Below are 19,126 nucleotides of genomic sequence, written 5' to 3'. Positions count from 1 at the left end.
TTATCGTTTTCCACTATGCAGCCAGAACGGCTCGGCAGCCAGCGCCTGGCGACGGAAATATTCAAACACGCTGCGGTCGTCATGCTCTATCGCACGCTGAAGTTCCTGCCAGTTCTCCAGCCAGGGCGCGACGGCGTCGCCATAGGCGCCCGCCAGCAGCTGGACGCTGTCGATGTCGCGGGACAGCTTCGGCAACTGGTCAGCGGCATCTTCTACCGCCAGATGCTGCACGGCGCTGCGCAGCTCGGCCGCCACCCGCGAGAGGTGAATATCGGCAAACCGTTTGAACGAGCCGGCTATTTTTTTCTCTCCCGCCTCGTTGAGGAACGGACGCCACCCGCGCTGGACCAGCCATTCGGTCAGGGCCAGTTTGGCGCCAACGACCTCGGTGCGGAATAACGCTTCGTCGGCGGTGTCCGCAGCCAGCAGAACGGCGTCGGCGTCGTTCAGCAACGCGCGGAGGTGGGTGGTCGCCTTACGCGGCACGATGCCGCCAAACAGCACGAGGGCATGGCGCACGCGGGCTATCGCCAGCAGAATTTCCACTTTGGCTTTTGCGTTGCCGCGCAGCCAGATCTCGTCGTGATACAGCCAATGCGCCAGGGCGCTCTCCAGCGCCGCCTCCAGCCCCTGCTCCACGCTGGCCTTCGCTGCCACCGGCAGCACCGCCAGCCGGGTCACCGGACGCTCATTGTTACCTTGCGCCAGATGATACCCGCGCGCGGCTTTGCTCAGGCTCCCCTGACGCAGGACGCCGCTCTCCAGCAAACGATGCGCGAGGCGCAGCAGATCGGCGGTCTCCCCGGCGAGCAGCTCCAGCTCCAGTTCGCAGATCGGCTCCTGATGTTCGCCCGCCTTTACTTCGCCGCGATCGAGGGCAATCTCAATCTCACTCTTTCCTTCCTGGATCACCCAGCGTTCACGGGCAAAATCGGTGCTGAACAGCGGCTGGACATGCTCCGCCAGCGCGGCCGGAAGTTCCCCTTGCGGCCAGACCTCCGCCGGCAGGCGCTCAAGCGCCAGCTCCGGTTTATCCAGTGGAATATTATATTCCGGGCGCTGGTGCAGGCCGCCGACCACCCGACCGGCGATTTTCAGCGTCATCTCGTAACGCCCCTGATCGCCGCGGATGCGCAGCCCCATATCGTGACGACGCAGCCAGTTATCGGCGGTTTCGTAATAAATGTTCAGCAACTGGCCCGCGGGCGTATGTTTCGCCTCGAGCGCATTGAGCTGCTCGCGCAGCGTCTCTACCCCATCCTGAGCGACGATAAACTTGAGTTCGATTTCTTGAGCCATGACTGAATTCTTCCGCTTCTGTGCTGCGCCGACAAATTGCGGCGAACTTACGACAATATTTTTTGTCAGTAGATAGTATTTTGCGGTGAATCGCCATGCAACGCGCTTTTTGCCGGGCCACCTCCTGGATGATTCCGATTGTGGCGGAAAACTTTGCGTCGCTCTGGCGATGCCTCTACTATCGTTCCACTTTTTATGACCAAACGATGACCTGATGCCAAAATTACGCCTGATTACTTTTACTTTGCTCGCGCTTAGCGCCGCCACGGCGGTTCACGCAGAAGAAAAGCGCTACGTTTCCGATGAGCTGAACACCTGGGTTCGCAGCGGCCCGGGCGATAATTATCGTCTGGTCGGCACCATCAACGCCGGGGAAGAAGTGTCGGTACTGCAAACGAACGACAGCACCAGTTACGCGCAAATTCGCGACAGCAACGGCCGTACCGCCTGGATCCCGCTGAAAGAACTGAGCAACGAGCCCAGCCTGCGCACCCGCGTCCCGGATCTGGAAAACCAGGTCAAAACGCTGACCGATAAGCTGAATAACATCGATGCCACCTGGAACCAGCGCACGGCGGATATGCAGAAGAAAGTCGCCGGCAGCGACAGCGTGATTAACGCGCTGAAGGACGAGAACCAAAAGTTGAAAAACGAGCTGGTTGTCGCGCAGAAGAAGGTGAATGCGGCAAATCTGCAGCTTGATGATAAACAGCGCACCATTATCATGCAGTGGTTTATGTACGGCGGCGGTGTGCTGGGCGTCGGTCTGCTGCTCGGTCTGGTGCTGCCGCATCTGGTGCCAAGCCGCAAACGTAAAGACCGGTGGATGAACTAATTCGTCTTCTCTGCCAGACTTACGTATCATCTTGCGAAAAACGGATACGGGAGAATCAGGCGTGAAGAGTTATCTGGTCGGTGGCGCGGTGCGTGACGCGCTGTTAGGGCTGCCGGTCAAAGACCGAGACTGGGTGGTGGTGGGCGCCACCCCGCAACAGATGCTAGACGCGGGCTATCAACAGGTAGGCCGCGATTTTCCCGTGTTCCTCCATCCGCAAAGCCGGGAAGAGTATGCCCTGGCCCGCACCGAGCGCAAATCCGGCGCGGGCTATACCGGTTTTACCTGCTATGCCGCCCCGGACGTCACCCTCGAAGCCGATCTGCTGCGCCGCGACCTGACGGTCAACGCCCTCGCCCAGGATGCCGACGGCGCAATTATCGACCCCTACGGCGGACAGAACGATCTCCGTCAGCGCCTGCTGCGCCATGTCTCTCCCGCGTTTAGTGAAGATCCGCTGCGCGTGCTGCGCGTCGCGCGCTTTGCCGCCCGCTACGCCCACCTCAGTTTTCGCATTGCCGAAGAGACCCAGGCCCTGATGGCCGCGATGGTTGAGGCCGGCGAGCTGGCGCATTTAACGCCGGAGCGGGTGTGGAAGGAGACGGAAAGCGCATTAACTACTCGCAACCCGCAGGTATTTTTCCAGACGCTGCGCGACTGTCAGGCCCTCAAGGTGCTGTTCCCGGAGATTGACGCCCTGTACGGCGTGCCGGCCCCGGCGAAATGGCATCCGGAAATCGACACCGGCCTGCACACCCTGATGACCGTCACGATGGCCGCGATGCTGTCGCCGGATGTCGACGTACGTTTCGCCACCCTGTGCCATGACCTCGGCAAAGGGCTGACGCCGAAGGCGCTCTGGCCGCGTCACCACGGCCATGGTCCGGCGGGAGTCAAGCTGGTGGAGCAGCTCTGCGCGCGTCTGCGGGTGCCGAACGATATCCGCGATCTCGCGAAACTGGTGGCGGAGTACCATGACCTAATCCACACCCTGCCAATTCTGCAGCCGAAAACCCTCGTCAAACTCTTCGACAGCATTGACGCGTGGCGCAAACCGCAGCGCGTGCAGCAGATCGCGCTCACCAGCGAAGCCGACGTCCGCGGACGCACCGGTTTCGAGGCCAGCGATTACCCGCAGGGGCGCCTGCTGCTGGAGGCCTGGGAAGTGGCGCAGTCGGTCTCCACTAAAGAGGTCGTGGCGGCGGGCTTTAAAGGGGCGGAAATTCGCGAGGAGCTGACGCGGCGGAGAATTGCGGCGGTAGCGCAGTGGAAGGAACAGCGTTGCCCCCAGCCGCAAGGCTGAGGGCGCAGGCCTTAGAAGAAGACCACGTACACCGCTGCCGCGACGATAAAGCGGTAGATAGCGAACGGAATGAACGAGATCCGTTTGATCAGCTGCAGGAAGGTTTTAATCGCAATCAGCGCCACGATAAACGCCATCACGAAGCCGACGGCGAACATCGGGACGTCGCCCATGTTCAGGAAGCCGATGCTCTTGTAGACGTCCAGCACGGTGGCGCCCATCATCATCGGTACCGCCAGCAGGAAAGAGAACTCCGAGGCCGCATAGCGGCTGACGCCCATCAGCATGCCGCCGGAGATAGTCGCCCCCGAGCGGGAGAAACCTGGCCACAGCGCCAGGCACTGAAAGCAGCCGATGACGAACGCCTGACGGTAGGTCATATCGTCAATCCCGACCGCGCGCGGCTGTTTCGGCTTCAGCACTTCCGCTGCAATCAGCAATACGCCGCCGACAATCAGGGCGTACATCACGTTCACCGGGTTAAACAAGGATTTAATGGTGTCATGGAAAATCAGCCCCATCACCACCGCGGGGATCATGCCGAGAAGGATATGGATAAGCGACAAACGGCCGCTGCCCTGGCCTTCATGCGCCGGCGGTTTCCCGAAATGGATGCCGATCAGGCCGAACAGGCGACGCCAGAACATCACCACCACGGCGAGTATCGAACCTAACTGAATCACCACTTCAAAGGTATTTGCGGTATCACCTTCAAACCCCAGCAGGTGACCAACAATAATCATATGACCGGTACTGGAAACAGGTAAAAACTCTGTCAAACCCTCAACCACACCCAATATTGCCGCCACCAGCAGCGAGTGTATATCGCTCATCCAATTAAACCCTTTAAAAAAGTAAAATGAAAAAAACCAGGAACACGGTATCGTTCAACAGGCACAACCCGGCTGCCAGAGCGCGCGTAATCCGCAGCGTACAGGAAGTACACACGGATTCGTCCACCGTTCTGGAAGGACATCGCCAGTAAAATTGCCTGATGACCGGATGCTATGACCGGTATAAACGCAATTTGTTTAACAAGTATGACCTGAAAAGTTTTGTTTCAGATTAAGGCCACGTTCAATAATCACCCCGACGTTTGCCGCGCGAGCCACGGCGCCAGGTTTGCTGACTTTTATGCGCACCCATGGCGACTGGAATGTTTCCAGCAGCAGGTCGGCCACCTCTTCCGCCACCCGCTCCACTAACGCAAATTTTCCCCCCTCCACATGCGCGATCACGCGCTCGCTGATATCAGCATAGCTGAGGCAATCGCTGACATCATCGCTGGCGGCCGCCTTGCGGTTATCCCATGCAATTTCGATATCGAACACCAGCTTCTGCTCAATGGTTTGTTCCCAGTCATAAACACCAATGGTGGTGATTACCGAAAGTTGCTCTATAAATACAATATCCATCACGCCCTGCCTGCTTTTTAGCTAAACCGGATACCACTTCCGGCGAATTATGCGTATTATCCACAGATGCAGAGAATACAACGACATTTTCAAAACGGAACAGCGTTATGAGTGCAATCGCGCCTGGACTGGTACTCCTCGCCTACCTCTGCGGCTCCATTTCCAGCGCCATTCTGGTATGTCGCCTTGCTGGCCTGCCCGACCCACGCGACAGCGGCTCAGGCAACCCCGGGGCCACTAACGTACTACGAATTGGCGGAAAAGGGGCGGCCGTAGCGGTACTTATTTTTGATGTGCTGAAGGGCATGCTCCCGGTGTGGGGCGCCTGGGCGCTGGGCCTTACGCCGTTCTGGCTGGGGTTAGTGGCGATTGCCGCCTGCGTGGGCCATATCTGGCCAGTCTTCTTTCATTTCCGCGGCGGTAAAGGCGTCGCCACGGCCTTCGGCGCTATCGCCCCCATCGGGCTCGATCTCACCGGGGTGATGGCCGGGACCTGGCTGCTGACCATCCTGCTCAGCGGCTACTCTTCCCTGGGCGCTATCGTCAGCGCGCTGATCGCCCCGTTCTACGTCTGGTGGTTCAAACCGCAGTACACCTTTCCGGTGTCGATGCTCTCCTGCCTGATCCTCCTGCGCCATCACGACAACATTCAGCGTCTGTGGCGCCGCCAGGAGAGCAAAATCTGGACCCGCGTGAAGAAGAAAAAAACGCCAGAGCAGAAGTAATCTCCCCTCCCGGCTCCGCCAGCCGGGGAACTCCCCTGCGCTAATCGCGCCTTTCACCCGCCCTTTTACGCTTCCTCGCAATCAAAGGCGATCATCGCCACATCCTCCTTTTGTAACAATACGTTAGCAGCATGGAAAGGCAAAAGTTGCGCTGGCGGCTGGCGGCGCGGCGCAACCCGATCCGCCGCCTTTTCCGCCGCGCCCAGGCTGCGGATCAGGATATTGACGGCAAAGATTATCCGGGTGAATAATCCGGAGCGGTTATGCCGCTTTCCCCTCGCGCCCGTCGCGACGCTCCGGGTTACGGATGACATAAGCGTTTCGTATGACCGGGATAAACTCCCGCCGATCAATACTCATTGCTGCTGTTTTATCTTGATTTTGCAGGGGCGCAACATTGCACGGCACCGTGTTACCACCACTCAAAAAAGGCTGGCAGGCCACGCTGGATCTCCGCTTTCAGCAGGCCGGCGGCAAGACCGTTCTCGCCAGCGCCCAACACGTCGGCCCGCTGACCGTCCAGCGCCCGTTTTACCCGGAAGAAGAGACCTGTCACCTCTATCTGCTTCACCCGCCCGGCGGCATCGTCGGCGGTGATGAGCTGACAATTAGCGCGCACCTTGCCCCCGGCTGCCATACGCTGATAACCATGCCTGGCGCCAGCAAGTTTTACCGCAGCAGCGGCGCGCAAGCGCTAGTTCGCCAGCAGTTGACCCTTGCCCCACAGGCAACCCTGGAGTGGCTCCCGCAGGATGCCATCTTCTTTCCCGGGGCCAATGCCCGGCTGTTCACCACCTTTCATCTTTGCGCCTCCAGCAGGCTGCTGGCCTGGGATCTGCTCTGCCTTGGCCGCCCGGTGATTGGCGAAACCTTCAGCCACGGCACCCTCAGCAACCGGCTGGAGGTATGGGTGGACGATGAGCCGCTGCTGGTCGAGCGCCTGCAGCTGCAGGAGGGAGAGCTCTCCAGCGTCGCCGAACGTCCCTGGGTCGGCACTTTACTGTGCTATCCGGCTACCGATGCCCTGCTCGACGGGGTGCGCGACGCGCTGGCGCCGCTCGGTCTCTACGCCGGCGCCAGCCTGACCGACCGCCTGCTGACGGTGCGTTTCCTCAGTGACGATAATCTGATTTGCCAGCGGGTGATGCGCGACGTATGGCAGTTTCTGCGCCCTCATCTTACCGGCAAATCTCCCGTACTTCCCCGAATCTGGCTGACTTAAGAGAACGTTATGGAACTGACCCCCCGAGAAAAAGACAAGCTGTTGCTGTTTACCGCCGCGCTGGTGGCGGAGCGTCGCCTGGCCCGCGGCCTGAAGCTCAACTATCCGGAGTCCGTGGCCCTGATCAGCGCCTTTATTATGGAAGGCGCTCGGGACGGCAAAAGTGTGGCCTCGCTGATGGAGGAAGGCCGTCACGTCCTGACCCGCGAGCAGGTGATGGAGGGCGTCCCGGAAATGATCCCGGATATCCAGGTCGAAGCCACCTTCCCGGACGGCTCGAAGCTGGTCACCGTTCACAACCCGATTATCTGAGGTAGCGCCATGATCCCCGGTGAATATCACGTTAAGCCCGGTCAGATAGCCCTGAATACCGGCCGGGCAACCTGTCGCGTGGTCGTTGAGAACCACGGCGATCGGCCGATTCAGGTCGGTTCGCACTACCATTTCGCCGAGGTTAACCCGGCGCTGAAGTTCGACCGTCAGCAGGCCGCCGGCTATCGCCTGAATATCCCGGCGGGCACGGCGGTACGCTTTGAACCCGGCCAGAAACGCGAGGTCGAGCTGGTGGCCTTCGCCGGTCACCGCGCCGTCTTCGGCTTCCGCGGCGAGGTCATGGGCCCTCTGGAGGTAAACGATGAGTAATATTTCACGCCAGGCCTATGCCGATATGTTCGGCCCCACCGTCGGCGACAAGGTGCGCCTGGCAGATACCGAGCTGTGGATCGAGGTGGAGGACGATTTGACCACCTACGGGGAAGAGGTCAAATTCGGCGGCGGCAAAGTGATCCGCGACGGCATGGGCCAGGGGCAGATGCTGGCCGCCGACTGTGTCGACCTGGTGCTCACCAACGCGTTGATCGTCGATCACTGGGGGATCGTTAAGGCCGATATCGGCGTGAAGGACGGCCGGATCTTCGCCATCGGCAAAGCCGGCAACCCCGACATCCAGCCCAACGTCACCATCCCCATCGGTGCCGCGACGGAAGTGATTGCCGCCGAAGGAAAAATTGTCACCGCCGGCGGGATCGATACCCATATTCACTGGATCTGTCCGCAGCAGGCGGAAGAGGCGCTGGTCTCCGGCGTGACCACCATGGTCGGCGGCGGCACCGGCCCGGCCGCGGGCACCCATGCCACCACCTGCACCCCGGGCCCGTGGTATATCTCACGCATGCTGCAGGCGGCCGACAGCCTGCCGGTCAATATCGGCCTGCTGGGCAAGGGAAACGTTTCTCAGCCGGATGCCCTGCGCGAGCAGGTGGCGGCGGGCGTTATTGGCCTGAAGATCCATGAGGACTGGGGCGCCACCCCGGCGGCGATCGACTGTGCGTTAACCGTCGCCGATGAAATGGACATCCAGGTCGCCCTGCACAGCGACACCCTGAATGAATCCGGTTTTGTGGAAGACACCCTCGCCGCCATCGGCGGACGCACCATCCACACCTTCCATACCGAAGGGGCCGGCGGCGGCCATGCGCCGGACATCATCACCGCCTGCGCCCACCCGAACATTTTGCCGTCGTCCACCAACCCAACGCTGCCCTACACCCTCAACACCATCGATGAACATCTCGATATGCTGATGGTCTGCCACCATCTGGACCCGGACATCGCCGAGGACGTGGCCTTTGCCGAGTCGCGCATTCGCCGGGAAACCATCGCTGCGGAAGACGTGCTGCACGATCTCGGCGCCTTCTCGCTCACCTCCTCCGATTCGCAGGCCATGGGCCGCGTCGGGGAAGTGATTCTCCGCACCTGGCAGGTGGCGCATCGCATGAAGGTGCAGCGCGGAGCGCTGGCGGAGGAAACCGGGGATAACGACAACTTCCGCGTGAAGCGCTACATCGCCAAATACACCATCAACCCGGCGCTGACCCACGGCATCGCACACGAAGTCGGATCCATTGAGGTGGGTAAGCTGGCTGACCTCGTGGTCTGGTCACCAGCCTTCTTCGGCGTGAAACCGGCCACCGTGATCAAAGGCGGCATGATCGCCATCGCGCCGATGGGCGATATCAATGCCTCTATTCCGACCCCGCAGCCGGTGCACTACCGCCCGATGTTTGGCGCGCTGGGCAGCGCCCGCCATCACTGCCGCCTCACCTTCCTGTCGCAGGCGGCGGCAGCCAATGGCGTTGCCGAGCGGCTGAACCTGCGCAGCGCGATCGCCGTGGTGAAAGGCTGCCGTACGGTGCAGAAAGCCGACATGGTGCACAACAGCCTGCAGCCTAACATCACCGTCGACGCCCAGACCTATGAGGTGCGGGTGGATGGCGAACTTATCACCAGCGAGCCGGCAGACGTTCTGCCGATGGCGCAACGATATTTTCTGTTTTAAGGAGAGCGGATGCTTTATTTAACTCAACGTCTGGAGATCCCCAGCGCCGCGACCGCCAGCGTTACGCTGCCGATTGATGTTCGCGTCAAAAGCCGGGTTAAGGTCACCCTCAACGATGGCCGGGAAGCCGGCCTGCTGCTGCCCCGCGGCCTGCTGCTGCGCGGCGGCGATGTGCTCAGCAACGAAGAAGGCACCGAGTTTGTGCAGGTGATTGCCGCTGATGAAGGGGTGTCGGTAGTGCGCTGCGACGATCCGTTTATGCTGGCGAAGGCCTGCTACCACCTCGGCAACCGTCACGTGCCGCTGCAGATCATGCCTGGCGAGCTGCGCTACCATCACGATCACGTGCTGGACGATATGCTGCGCCAGTTCGGCCTGACGGTGACCTTTGGCCAGCTGCCGTTCGAGCCGGAAGCCGGCGCTTACGCCAGCGAGAGCCACGGTCATCATCATGCTCATCATGACCACCACGCTCACAGCCACTAGCATGTCGACAGCGGAACAACGCCTGCGGCTGATGCAGCTGGCCAGCAGCAACCTGCCGGTAGGGGGTTACAGCTGGTCCCAGGGGCTGGAGTGGGCTGTGGAAGCCGGCTGGGTGCCGGACGTCGCGGCCTTCGAGCGCTGGCAGCGACGCCAGATGACGGAAGGCTTTTTTACCGTTGACCTGCCGCTGTTCGCCCGCCTGTACCGCGCCTGCGAACAAGGCGATATCGCTGCGGCCCAGCGCTGGACCGCCTATCTGCTGGCCTGCCGGGAAACTCGTGAACTGCGGGAGGAAGAGCGCAACCGCGGCGCGGCGTTTGCCCGTCTGCTGAGCGACTGGCAGCCGGACTGTCCGCCGCCGTGGCGCTCCCTGTGCCAGCAAAGCCAGCTCGCCGGGATGGCCTGGCTCGGCGTGCGCTGGCGTATCGCCCTGCCCGAGATGGCCCTCAGCCTGGGCTATAGCTGGATTGAGAGCGCCGTGATGGCCGGCGTCAAGCTGGTCCCCTTCGGCCAGCAGGCCGCCCAGCAGCTGATTTTACGTCTTTGTGACCACTACGCGGCCGAGATGCCCCGCGCGCTGGCCGCGCCGGACGGCGATATCGGATCGGCCACCCCGCTCGCCGCCATCGCCTCTGCCCGGCATGAAACCCAATACTCTCGATTATTCCGTTCCTAGGAGAAGCCATGAACTTTTATAAACACCCGCTGCGCGTCGGCGTCGGCGGCCCGGTCGGCTCCGGTAAAACAGCTCTGCTGGAAGCGCTGTGTAAAGCGATGCGCGATACCTGGCAGCTGGCGGTGGTCACTAACGACATCTATACCAAAGAAGATCAGCGCATCCTCACCGAAGCGGGCGCGCTGGCGCCTGAACGCATCGTCGGTGTGGAAACCGGCGGCTGCCCGCATACGGCGATCCGCGAAGATGCCTCAATGAACCTCGCCGCCGTGGAAGCGCTGAGTGAAAAGTTCGGTAACCTCGACCTTATCTTCGTGGAAAGCGGCGGCGATAACCTGAGCGCCACCTTCAGCCCGGAGCTGGCGGATCTGACCATCTACGTCATCGATGTGGCCGAAGGGGAGAAGATCCCGCGCAAAGGCGGACCGGGGATCACCAAATCCGATTTCCTGGTGATCAATAAAACCGACCTTGCCCCCTATGTGGGCGCGTCGCTGGAGGTGATGGCGAGCGATACCCAGCGTATGCGCGGCGATCGCCCATGGACCTTCACCAATCTGAAGCAGGGCGACGGCCTGAGCACCATTATCGCCTTCCTCGAAGACAAAGGCATGCTTGGCAAATAGGCCTGTTGCACCAGCCGGGCGCAAGCGCGTCCGGATGGTGCAGCCTCTGCTCTCTCTTTATATCATCCTGCCTCCACCTCCGCGCCACGCCTGCCCTGCAATATGGCATAAGGTTTGCTAATTCAAGTCATGCCTAACCATTAAGGAATGACTATGTCATCACTGGATCTTAACCCTGAATTACCCGCGACAACGCGGACTTCCGGCTCCCGGGAAACCTTAGAAGATTACACCTTACGTTACGCCCCGCTGAGCTTCCGCCGCTGGGGTCCGGGCGTCGTCGCGGTCACCGCGCTGGGCGGCATCGCCTATCTGGCCGACTTTTCCATCGGCGCCAGCATCGGTATGGCCTGGGGCACCAGCAACGCCATCTATTCGATCCTGGTGGCGGCGCTGGTGATCTTCCTCACCGGCATTCCGCTGGCGATCACCGCCGCGCGCTACAACATTGACCTTGACCTGATCACCCGCAGCGCCGGCTTCGGCTATTTCGGCTCGGTGATCACCAGCATTATTTTTGCCGGCTTCACCTTTATCTTCTTCGCCCTCGAAGGCTCGATCATGGCCCAGGGGCTGCTGGTGGGCCTCGGGATCCCGCTGTGGATGGGGTATCTGATCGCCACCCTGATGGTGCTCCCGCTGGTGGTCTATGGCATGAAAGCTCTGACCCGCCTGCAGGTGTGGACCACGCCGCTGTGGCTGGTGCTGATGGTGGTGCCGGTGGTGTGGCTGATTGTCAAAGATCCGCAGCTGGTGGACGGCTTCCTGCATTTCGCCGGTAAAAACAGCGCGTCGACGGTGGATATCACCGCCATCATGCTCGGCGCCGGGGTATGCCTGTCGCTGATCATGCAGATTGGCGAGCAAATTGATTACCTGCGCTTTATGCCGCCTAAGACCGCGGAGAACCGTAAAAGCTGGTGGCTGGCGGTCTTTTCCGCCGGCCCGGGCTGGGTGGTGTTAGGCGCGATCAAACAGATCATCGGCGCCTTCCTCGGCTTCTATCTGTTGACCCGTTTCCCGGCGGTGCCCAATACCGAACCGGTGCAGCAGTTCGTCAGCGTCTTCGATAACCTGGTGCCCGGCTGGCTGGCCCTGACGCTGGCGGTGGTGCTGGTGGTGATCTCGCAGATCAAAATTAACGTCACCAATGCCTACTCCGGCTCGCTGGCGTGGACCAGCGCCTGGACCCGCACCACCAAACGCTATCCGGGACGGATTATTTTTGTGGTGGTCAACCTGGCGATTGCCCTGGCGCTGATGGAAGGCGATATGTTCAGCGCCCTGTCGTGGATCCTCGGCTTTTACTCCAACTTCGCTATCGCCTGGGTCGTGGTGGTGGCGACCGACATCACCTTTAATAAAGGCTTGCTCAAGCTGGCGCCGACGCAGCCGGAGTATCGTCGCGGCATGATCTACAACGTTAACCCGGTGGGCGTGGTCTCCTTTGGTCTGGCCGCCGGGCTGTCGATCTGCGCCTTCTTCGGTCTGCTGGGGGCGACGCTGGCGCCGTTCTCGCCGCTGATTGCGCTGGTCGTCGCCTTTGTCATGACCCCGCTGATGGGGCTCCTTACCCGCGGGCGCTACTATATTAAGCAGGTGGATGACGGCATCGCCGAGCCGCGCTATGACGCGGCGGGGAACCCCTCCACCACCGTGTATCAATGCGTTAGCTGTGAGGAAGAGTACGAGCGCCCGGACGTGATGCACTCGCACAAGCATCAGGGAGCCATCTGCTCGCTGTGTAAAAGTATGGAGTAGTCAGGAAGGCAGGCCGACGTGACGTCGGCCTGTTTCAGGATGCGTTAGGCGGCAGGCAGTTCGGCCAGCGGCCAGCGCGGGCGAACCGTCACGCCGAGCTCGGCTTTGGCGCCGGTTTGCAGACGCACCATGCCGGCGTAGGCGATCATCGCGCCGTTGTCAGTACAGAACTCAGGGCGGGCGTAGAACACCTCGCCGCCGCGTTTTTGCATCATCTCCGCCAGCTTCGCCCGCAGGGTACGGTTGGCGCTCACGCCTCCCGCCATCACCAGACGCTTAAAGCCGGTTTGCTCCAGCGCGCGGCGACATTTAATCATCAGCGTATCGACGACCGCATCCTCAAACGCCCGGGCGATGTCGGCGCGGGTTTGCTCATCGTCGCCGTTGCCGCGAATGGTGTTGGCGGCGAAGGTCTTCAGGCCGGAGAAGCTGAAGTCCAGCCCCGGACGGTCGGTCATCGGCCGCGGGAAGACAAAGCGGCCTTCGGTGCCCTGGGACGCCATTTTCGACAGCATCGGCCCGCCGGGATAATCCAGTCCCAGCAGCTTCGCCGTCTTATCAAAGGCTTCGCCCGCCGCATCGTCAATCGACTCGCCCAACAGTTCATACTGACCAATACCGGTGACGCTAATCAACTGGGTGTGGCCGCCGGAAACCAGCAGCGCGACGAACGGGAACGCCGGCGGATTATCTTCCAGCATCGGCGCCAGCAGATGCCCTTCCATATGGTGTACCGGGATCGCCGGCACGTTCCAGGCGAAGGCTAGCGACCGGCCAACGGTCGCCCCGACCAGCAGCGCGCCGACCAGGCCTGGACCCGCCGTATAGGCGACGGCGTCGATATCTTTCGCCGTCAGACCGGCTTCTTTCAGCGCCGCCTGGATCAGCGGCACCGTTTTGCGCACGTGGTCGCGCGATGCCAGCTCCGGCACCACGCCGCCGTAATCCGCATGCAGTTTCACCTGACTATACAATTGGTTGGCTAACAGACCTTGCTGGTCGTCATAAATCGCGATGCCGGTTTCATCGCAGGATGTTTCAATGCCCAGTACACGCATGAGTTGTTTTACCTCGCTTCAATACCGCGCAGTGTAGGTCCAATGGCCGGCGATGTAAAACTTTGCTCACCCCTGGTGCTCTCTTCGTGTATACTCCTCACCCTTATAAAAGTCCCTTTCAAAAAAGGCGCCGGTGCTTTACAAAGCAGCAGTAGTTGCAGTAAAATTCCGCACCATTTTGAAATAAGCTGGCATTGCGGCCAGCGGCAAACCGAATTAATCAAAGGTGAGAGGCACATGCCGGTAATTAAAGTACGTGAAAACGAGCCGTTCGACGTAGCTCTGCGTCGCTTCAAGCGTTCCTGCGAAAAAGCAGGTGTTCTGGCGGAAGTTCGTCGTCGTGAGTTCTATGAAAAACCGACTACCGAACGTAAGCGCGCTAAAGCTTCTGCAGTGAAACGTCACGCGAAGAAACTGGCTCGCGAAAACGCACGCCGTACTCGTCTGTACTAATCTGTTGAGAGCGACGCTCTCAATTCAGACCGAGTTGTAGTTGTAAGGCCGTGCTTCCGAAAGGAATGCGCGGCTTATTTTCGTTTATAGTCATCAGAAATAACGGGGCTTATGGCTGGACGAATTCCACGTGTATTTATTAGCGATCTGCTTGCCAGAACCGACATCGTCGATCTGATCGATGCGCGGGTAAAGCTGAAAAAGCAGGGCAAAAATTTTCACGCGTGCTGTCCGTTCCATAACGAAAAAACCCCCTCTTTCACCGTCAACGGTGAAAAACAGTTTTACCACTGCTTCGGCTGCGGGGCGCACGGCAATGCTATCGACTTCCTGATGAACTACGACAAGCTCGAGTTCGTGGAAACGGTCGAAGAGCTGGCCGCCATGCACAACCTCGAAGTGCCTTATGAAGCAGGCAACGGACCCAGCCAGATAGAGCGCCATCAACGGCAGAACCTCTACCAGTTACTGGATGGTCTGAATGCGTTTTATCAACAGTCTCTGATGCAGCCCGCCGCCGATCCTGCGCGCCAGTACCTGGCGAAACGGGGGTTAAGCAGCGAGGTGATTACGCGCTTTGCCATCGGCTATGCTCCCCCAGGTTGGGATAACGTTTTAAAACGGTTTGGCGGCAATCAGGAAAACCGCCAGTCGCTTATTGATGCCGGCATGCTGGTCACCAACGATCAGGGACGCAGTTACGACCGCTTCCGCGAACGGGTGATGTTCCCCATCCGCGATAAGCGAGGCCGGGTGATTGGGTTTGGCGGACGGGTGCTGGGCGATGCCCTGCCGAAGTATCTGAACTCCCCGGAAACCGACATATTCCATAAAGGCCGCCAGCTGTATGGCCTGTATGAAGCGCAGCAGGATAACCCCGAACCACCGCGTTTGCTGGTTGTCGAAGGGTATATGGACGTCGTGGCGCTGGCGCAGTACGACATTAATTATGCCGTGGCCTCGCTGGGTACCTCGACCACGGCCGACCATATCCAGCTGCTGTTCCGGGTGACCAATAACGTCATCTGCTGCTACGACGGCGACCGGGCCGGCCGCGATGCCGCCTGGCGCGCGCTGGAGACGGCGCTGCCGTACATGACCGATGGTCGCCAGCTACGCTTTATGTTTCTGCCTGACGGCGAAGACCCTGATACGCTGGTGCGTAAAGAGGGCAAAGCGGCGTTCGAGGCGCGGATGGAGCAGGCTCAGCCGCTCTCCACGTTCTTGTTTAACAGCCTGCTGCCGCAGGTCGATCTGAGTACTCCGGACGGGCGCGCGCAGCTGAGCACGCTGGCGCTGCCGCTGATAACCCAGGTCCCGGGCGAAACGCTGCGCATCTATTTGCGTCAGGAGTTGGGCAATAAGCTGGGCATTTTAGATGACGCGCAGCTTGAACGATTAATGCCAAAACAGGCGGAAAATGGCGCGCCGCGTCCCGCACCGCAGCTAAAACGCACGACCATGCGTATACTGATAGGACTGCTGGTGCAAAACCCGGATCTGGCGCCGTTAGTCCCGCCGCTGGAGGGACTGGACTCGCGCAAAATGCCGGGACTGAGCCTGTTCAGCGAACTGGTGAAGAGCTGTCTGGCGCAGCCTGGTCTGACAACCGGGCAACTTTTAGAGCAATATCGCGGCACAAAAGAGGCGGCAACCCTTGAAAAACTGTCGATGTGGGACGATATAGCAGATAAAGACATCGCTGAACAAACCTTCACCGACTCGCTCAACCATATGTTTGATTCACTGCTGGAACTGCGACAGGAAGAGTTGATAGCTCGCGATCGCACACACGGTTTAAGCAGTGAAGAACGCCGGGAGCTCTGGACCATCAGCCAGGAGCTGGCGAAAAAATAAATGACAGACAATATCCTTCACGTTGTATCAAAGCAGTAAGAAAACGCAGAACAACGTGAAGGAAAAGTATTTAACGGCTTAAGTGCCGAGTATCGATCGGGAAGCCCCCGACAGCCGCGCAGAGGCGCAGCGGCAATAATATAAGTACGCCCTCGCTTTAAATGTCGACAGCCCGTCTGCCGACACCAATCAAACGAATTAAGTGTGGATACCGTCTTATGGAGCAAAACCCGCAGTCACAGCTGAAGCTTCTTGTCCAACGTGGTAAGGAGCAAGGCTATCTGACCTATGCCGAGGTCAATGACCATCTGCCGGAAGATATCGTCGATTCCGATCAGATCGAAGACATCATCCAAATGATCAACGACATGGGTATTCAGGTGATGGAAGAAGCACCGGATGCCGATGATCTGATGCTTGCCGAAAACACCGCGGATGAAGATGCTGCCGAAGCCGCCGCGCAGGTGCTCTCCAGCGTGGAATCCGAAATCGGGCGCACGACCGACCCGGTGCGTATGTACATGCGTGAAATGGGTACCGTAGAGCTGCTGACCCGTGAAGGCGAAATTGACATCGCCAAACGCATCGAAGACGGCATCAATCAGGTGCAGTGCTCCGTTGCCGAATATCCGGAAGCGATCACCTACCTGCTTGAGCAGTACGACCGCGTTGAAGCGGAAGAAGCCCGTCTGTCCGATCTGATCACCGGTTTCGTCGATCCGAACGCCGAAGAAGATATGGCGCCAACCGCCACCCACGTTGGCTCCGAGCTGTCTCAGGAAGAGATGGATGACGACGAAGACGAAGACGAAGATGAAGACGCCGACGACAACAGCGATGACGACAACAGCATCGACCCAGAGCTGGCCCGTGAGAAATTCGCCGAGCTGCGTACCCAGTACGAGCTGACGCGCGACACCATCAAAGCCAAAGGTCGTAGCCATGCCGCCGCCCAGGAAGAGATCCTGAAGCTGTCTGAAGTCTTCAAGCAGTTCCGCCTGGTGCCGAAGCAGTTCGATTACCTGGTCAACAGCATGCGCAGCATGATGGATCGCGTTCGTACTCAGGAACGTATCATCATGAAGCTGTGCGTTGAGCAGTGCAAAATGCCGAAGAAAAACTTCATCACCCTGTTCACCGGCAACGAAACCAGCGAAACCTGGTTCAACGCCGCGGTGGCAATGAACAAGCCGTGGTCTGAGAAGCTGCTGGAAGTGAAAGAAGATGTGCAGCGCGGCCTGCAGAAGCTGCAGCAGATTGAAGAAGAGACCGGCCTGACCATCGAGCAGGTTAAAGATATCAACCGTCGCATGTCCATCGGCGAAGCGAAAGCCCGTCGTGCGAAGAAAGAGATGGTTGAAGCGAACCTGCGTCTGGTTATCTCTATCGCCAAGAAATACACCAACCGCGGTCTGCAGTTCCTCGACCTGATTCAGGAAGGCAACATCGGTCTGATGAAAGCGGTCGATAAGTTCGAATACCGTCGCGGCTACAAGTTCTCGACCTACGCCACCTGGTGGATCCGTCAGGCCATCACCCGCTCTATCGCGGACCAGGCGCGCACCATCCGTATTCCGGTGCATATGATTGAGACCATTAACAAGCTCAACCGTATCTCCCGTCAGATGCTGCAGGAGATGGGCCGTGAACCGACCCCGGAAGAGCTGGCTGAGCGTATGCTGATGCCGGAAGACAAAATCCGTAAAGTGCTGAAGATCGCCAAAGAGCCTATCTCCATGGAAACGCCGATCGGCGACGATGAAGATTCGCATCTGGGGGATTTCATCGAGGATACCACCCTCGAGCTGCCGCTGGATTCTGCGACCACCGAGAGCCTGCGCGCGGCAACGCATGACGTGCTGGCCGGCCTCACCGCTCGTGAAGCGAAAGTGCTGCGTATGCGTTTCGGTATCGACATGAACACCGACCACACGCTGGAAGAAGTGGGTAAACAGTTCGACGTTACCCGCGAACGTATCCGTCAGATCGAAGCGAAGGCGCTGCGTAAACTGCGCCACCCGAGCCGTTCTGAAGTGCTGCGTAGCTTCCTCGACGATTAATCGTCGCGGGGCATCGTCTACAGCCTGTTAAAAAGCTCCCTGCGGGGAGCTTTTTTTATGGCGTTCAGGTGGCCATCCCGGGAAAGTCGCCTCTCTCCGCTACTGGCCGCGGGTTGCCAGGGCATCGTCCAGTTCACGATAGGCCGCCACCAGCTTATCGAGCGTCGCCCGGTTTAAGCCGCTGGGATTAGGCAGCACCCACACCTGGGTCGTCCCGATGGTCATGGCCTGTTTCCCCCACTTCGCGCCGCGCTGGTTAAAGGCCAGCTCGAAGGCCTGCTTGCCGAGCACCGCCAGCGCCTGCGGCTGATACTCTTCAATTTTCCGCACCAGCTCACGGCCGCCGCTGCGCAGCTCCTGCAAGGCGACCTCGCTGGCCTGCACCGTCGGACGCTCTACCAGCATGGTGATGCCGCAGCGCGTATCCAGCAGCTGCAGCTCCTCTTCCGGCCTGAGCTGCCGATCGGTGAACCCGGCCTGATGGATGACCTTCCAGAAGCGATTGCCAGGATGGGCAAAATGAAAGCCGGTATGGGCAGAGGACTTCCCCGGGTTGATACCGCAAAAGACAACGCGCAGGCCCGGCGCAAGGATATCGCTAATCATGTTTTCTCCGGCTGTATGGCTAAAACATGATTATAAAGGATTGAAAATGCATTGTTTATAAAAACAGCAGCTGCGCGCTTTACGCTGGATTGCAATCGCCAGTTACTTTATAATCCCTCGCCACGGCCCCTTAGCTCAGTGGTTAGAGCAGGCGACTCATAATCGCTTGGTCGTTGGTTCAAACCCAACAGGGGCCACCAAATTTTAGCTTTAAAATCATATAATTAAGCCACTCGAAAGAGTGGCTTTTTTGTTCCTGAATTTTAAAATGGCACCACAAACCGCTGAGCAGCGCGCATGGCTTAGCGTGTTGTCGCTATCCCATTAAGAGGATAAAAAGTCCGTTATAACGCAGGGAAAATTTGCGCTTACGCTAAGGAAGGTGCGAATAAGCAGGTCATTTCTT

Annotated in this window: 21 protein-coding genes and 1 tRNA gene; 16 read left to right on the top strand and 6 right to left on the bottom strand. The window is 59.4% G+C overall.

Annotated features, from left to right (window positions below; translation table 11 throughout):
• Nucleotides 1-1,299 (bottom strand): CYTH domain-containing protein, encoded by a 1,299-nt coding sequence (locus HMPREF3140_RS25985; RefSeq protein WP_032412426.1) that lies wholly within the window; start codon nt 1,297-1,299, stop codon nt 1-3.
• Between the two features lie 214 nt (nt 1,300-1,513).
• Here HMPREF3140_RS25985 and HMPREF3140_RS25980 point away from each other — a divergent pair, with 214 nt between their 5' ends.
• Both HMPREF3140_RS25980 and HMPREF3140_RS25975 read left to right on the top strand, forming a co-directional pair.
• Nucleotides 1,514-2,134: a TIGR04211 family SH3 domain-containing protein gene (locus HMPREF3140_RS25980; RefSeq protein ID WP_002916862.1), complete on the top strand. Its 621-nt coding sequence runs from the start codon at nt 1,514-1,516 to the stop codon at nt 2,132-2,134.
• Nucleotides 2,135-2,195: 61 nt separating this feature from the next.
• Nucleotides 2,196-3,437, top strand: a complete 1,242-nt coding sequence (locus tag HMPREF3140_RS25975; protein ID WP_070553168.1) for a multifunctional CCA addition/repair protein — start codon at nt 2,196-2,198, stop codon at nt 3,435-3,437.
• An 11-nt stretch (nt 3,438-3,448) separates the two neighbouring features.
• Here the strand turns inward: HMPREF3140_RS25975 and bacA are convergent, their stop codons facing one another.
• Both bacA and folB read right to left on the bottom strand, forming a co-directional pair.
• Nucleotides 3,449-4,270 carry an undecaprenyl-diphosphate phosphatase gene (gene bacA / locus HMPREF3140_RS25970; RefSeq protein ID WP_004144532.1) on the bottom strand — a complete coding sequence of 274 codons (822 nt, stop codon included), beginning with the start codon at nt 4,268-4,270 and terminating at the stop codon, nt 3,449-3,451.
• A 198-nt stretch (nt 4,271-4,468) separates the two neighbouring features.
• A complete protein-coding gene (gene folB / locus HMPREF3140_RS25965) occupies nt 4,469-4,852 on the bottom strand; it encodes a bifunctional dihydroneopterin aldolase/7,8-dihydroneopterin epimerase (protein WP_004150923.1) in 384 nt (127 codons plus the stop codon).
• 107 nt (nt 4,853-4,959) lie between these two features.
• On the opposite strand from folB, the gene plsY reads away from it, so the two are divergent.
• Both plsY and HMPREF3140_RS29030 read left to right on the top strand, forming a co-directional pair.
• Nucleotides 4,960-5,577: a glycerol-3-phosphate 1-O-acyltransferase PlsY gene (gene plsY / locus HMPREF3140_RS25960; RefSeq protein ID WP_004144530.1), complete on the top strand. Its 618-nt coding sequence runs from the start codon at nt 4,960-4,962 to the stop codon at nt 5,575-5,577.
• Nucleotides 5,578-5,708: 131 nt separating this feature from the next.
• Entirely contained in the window at nt 5,709-5,828 is a 120-nt protein-coding gene (locus tag HMPREF3140_RS29030; protein ID WP_020324810.1) for a hypothetical protein, read from the top strand.
• Between the two features lie 10 nt (nt 5,829-5,838).
• Here HMPREF3140_RS29030 and HMPREF3140_RS25950 read toward each other — a convergent pair whose 3' ends face one another.
• Nucleotides 5,839-5,985 carry a short-chain dehydrogenase gene (locus HMPREF3140_RS25950; protein WP_004144529.1) on the bottom strand — a complete coding sequence of 49 codons (147 nt, stop codon included), beginning with the start codon at nt 5,983-5,985 and terminating at the stop codon, nt 5,839-5,841.
• Between HMPREF3140_RS25950 and HMPREF3140_RS25945 the strand changes: the two genes are divergently transcribed.
• The 8 genes from HMPREF3140_RS25945 to HMPREF3140_RS25910 all read left to right on the top strand — a co-directional run bounded on the left by HMPREF3140_RS25945 (nt 5,975) and on the right by HMPREF3140_RS25910 (nt 12,686).
• Entirely contained in the window at nt 5,975-6,799 is an 825-nt protein-coding gene (locus tag HMPREF3140_RS25945; RefSeq protein WP_004174349.1) for an urease accessory protein UreD, read from the top strand. The genes HMPREF3140_RS25950 and HMPREF3140_RS25945 overlap by 11 nt on opposite strands.
• Nucleotides 6,800-6,808: 9 nt before the next feature.
• Nucleotides 6,809-7,111 (top strand): urease subunit gamma, encoded by a 303-nt coding sequence (locus tag HMPREF3140_RS25940; RefSeq protein ID WP_002916871.1) that lies wholly within the window; start codon nt 6,809-6,811, stop codon nt 7,109-7,111.
• A 9-nt stretch (nt 7,112-7,120) separates the two neighbouring features.
• The gene (locus HMPREF3140_RS25935; RefSeq protein ID WP_002916872.1) at nt 7,121-7,441 is read left to right on the top strand and encodes an urease subunit beta; all 321 of its coding nucleotides are present in this window, start codon (nt 7,121-7,123) and stop codon (nt 7,439-7,441) included.
• Entirely contained in the window at nt 7,434-9,137 is a 1,704-nt protein-coding gene (ureC, locus tag HMPREF3140_RS25930) for an urease subunit alpha (RefSeq protein WP_015958999.1), read from the top strand. Before HMPREF3140_RS25935 ends, ureC begins: the two co-directional genes overlap by 8 nt.
• A gap of 9 nt (nt 9,138-9,146) precedes the next feature.
• Nucleotides 9,147-9,623 (top strand): urease accessory protein UreE, encoded by a 477-nt coding sequence (gene ureE, locus HMPREF3140_RS25925; RefSeq protein ID WP_004215466.1) that lies wholly within the window; start codon nt 9,147-9,149, stop codon nt 9,621-9,623.
• Nucleotide 9,624: 1 nt separating this feature from the next.
• Nucleotides 9,625-10,299, top strand: coding sequence for an urease accessory protein UreF (locus HMPREF3140_RS25920; RefSeq protein ID WP_016532672.1), 675 nt, complete (start codon nt 9,625-9,627; stop codon nt 10,297-10,299).
• Between the two features lie 8 nt (nt 10,300-10,307).
• Nucleotides 10,308-10,925 carry an urease accessory protein UreG gene (gene ureG / locus HMPREF3140_RS25915; RefSeq protein ID WP_023288006.1) on the top strand — a complete coding sequence of 206 codons (618 nt, stop codon included), beginning with the start codon at nt 10,308-10,310 and terminating at the stop codon, nt 10,923-10,925.
• Nucleotides 10,926-11,078: 153 nt separating this feature from the next.
• On the top strand, nt 11,079-12,686 hold the full coding sequence (locus tag HMPREF3140_RS25910) for a purine-cytosine permease family protein (RefSeq protein ID WP_032412428.1): 1,608 nt from the start codon (nt 11,079-11,081) through the stop codon (nt 12,684-12,686).
• A gap of 44 nt (nt 12,687-12,730) precedes the next feature.
• On the opposite strand, the gene tsaD is transcribed toward HMPREF3140_RS25910, so the two are convergent.
• Nucleotides 12,731-13,744 carry a tRNA (adenosine(37)-N6)-threonylcarbamoyltransferase complex transferase subunit TsaD gene (gene tsaD, locus HMPREF3140_RS25905; protein ID WP_004185679.1) on the bottom strand — a complete coding sequence of 338 codons (1,014 nt, stop codon included), beginning with the start codon at nt 13,742-13,744 and terminating at the stop codon, nt 12,731-12,733.
• A gap of 237 nt (nt 13,745-13,981) precedes the next feature.
• Here tsaD and rpsU point away from each other — a divergent pair, with 237 nt between their 5' ends.
• The 3 genes from rpsU (at nt 13,982) to rpoD (ending at nt 18,114) form a co-directional block, all read left to right on the top strand.
• Nucleotides 13,982-14,197 carry a 30S ribosomal protein S21 gene (gene rpsU / locus HMPREF3140_RS25900; RefSeq protein ID WP_001144069.1) on the top strand — a complete coding sequence of 72 codons (216 nt, stop codon included), beginning with the start codon at nt 13,982-13,984 and terminating at the stop codon, nt 14,195-14,197.
• Between the two features lie 111 nt (nt 14,198-14,308).
• Nucleotides 14,309-16,054: a DNA primase gene (gene dnaG / locus HMPREF3140_RS25895; protein ID WP_004149864.1), complete on the top strand. Its 1,746-nt coding sequence runs from the start codon at nt 14,309-14,311 to the stop codon at nt 16,052-16,054.
• 218 nt (nt 16,055-16,272) lie between these two features.
• Nucleotides 16,273-18,114: an RNA polymerase sigma factor RpoD gene (gene rpoD, locus HMPREF3140_RS25890; protein ID WP_004174339.1), complete on the top strand. Its 1,842-nt coding sequence runs from the start codon at nt 16,273-16,275 to the stop codon at nt 18,112-18,114.
• 99 nt (nt 18,115-18,213) lie between these two features.
• Here the strand turns inward: rpoD and mug are convergent, their stop codons facing one another.
• Entirely contained in the window at nt 18,214-18,720 is a 507-nt protein-coding gene (gene mug / locus HMPREF3140_RS25885; protein WP_002917636.1) for a G/U mismatch-specific DNA glycosylase, read from the bottom strand.
• Nucleotides 18,721-18,844: 124 nt separating this feature from the next.
• Here mug and HMPREF3140_RS25880 point away from each other — a divergent pair.
• Nucleotides 18,845-18,920: transfer RNA gene (locus HMPREF3140_RS25880), tRNA-Ile, on the top strand.
• The last annotated feature ends 206 nt before the right edge of the window (nt 18,921-19,126 follow it).

Source organism: Klebsiella sp. HMSC16A12 (assembly GCF_001808265.1).
GTDB lineage: Bacteria > Pseudomonadota > Gammaproteobacteria > Enterobacterales > Enterobacteriaceae > Klebsiella > Klebsiella pneumoniae.
This window is presented reverse-complemented; position numbering and strand designations above follow the sequence as displayed.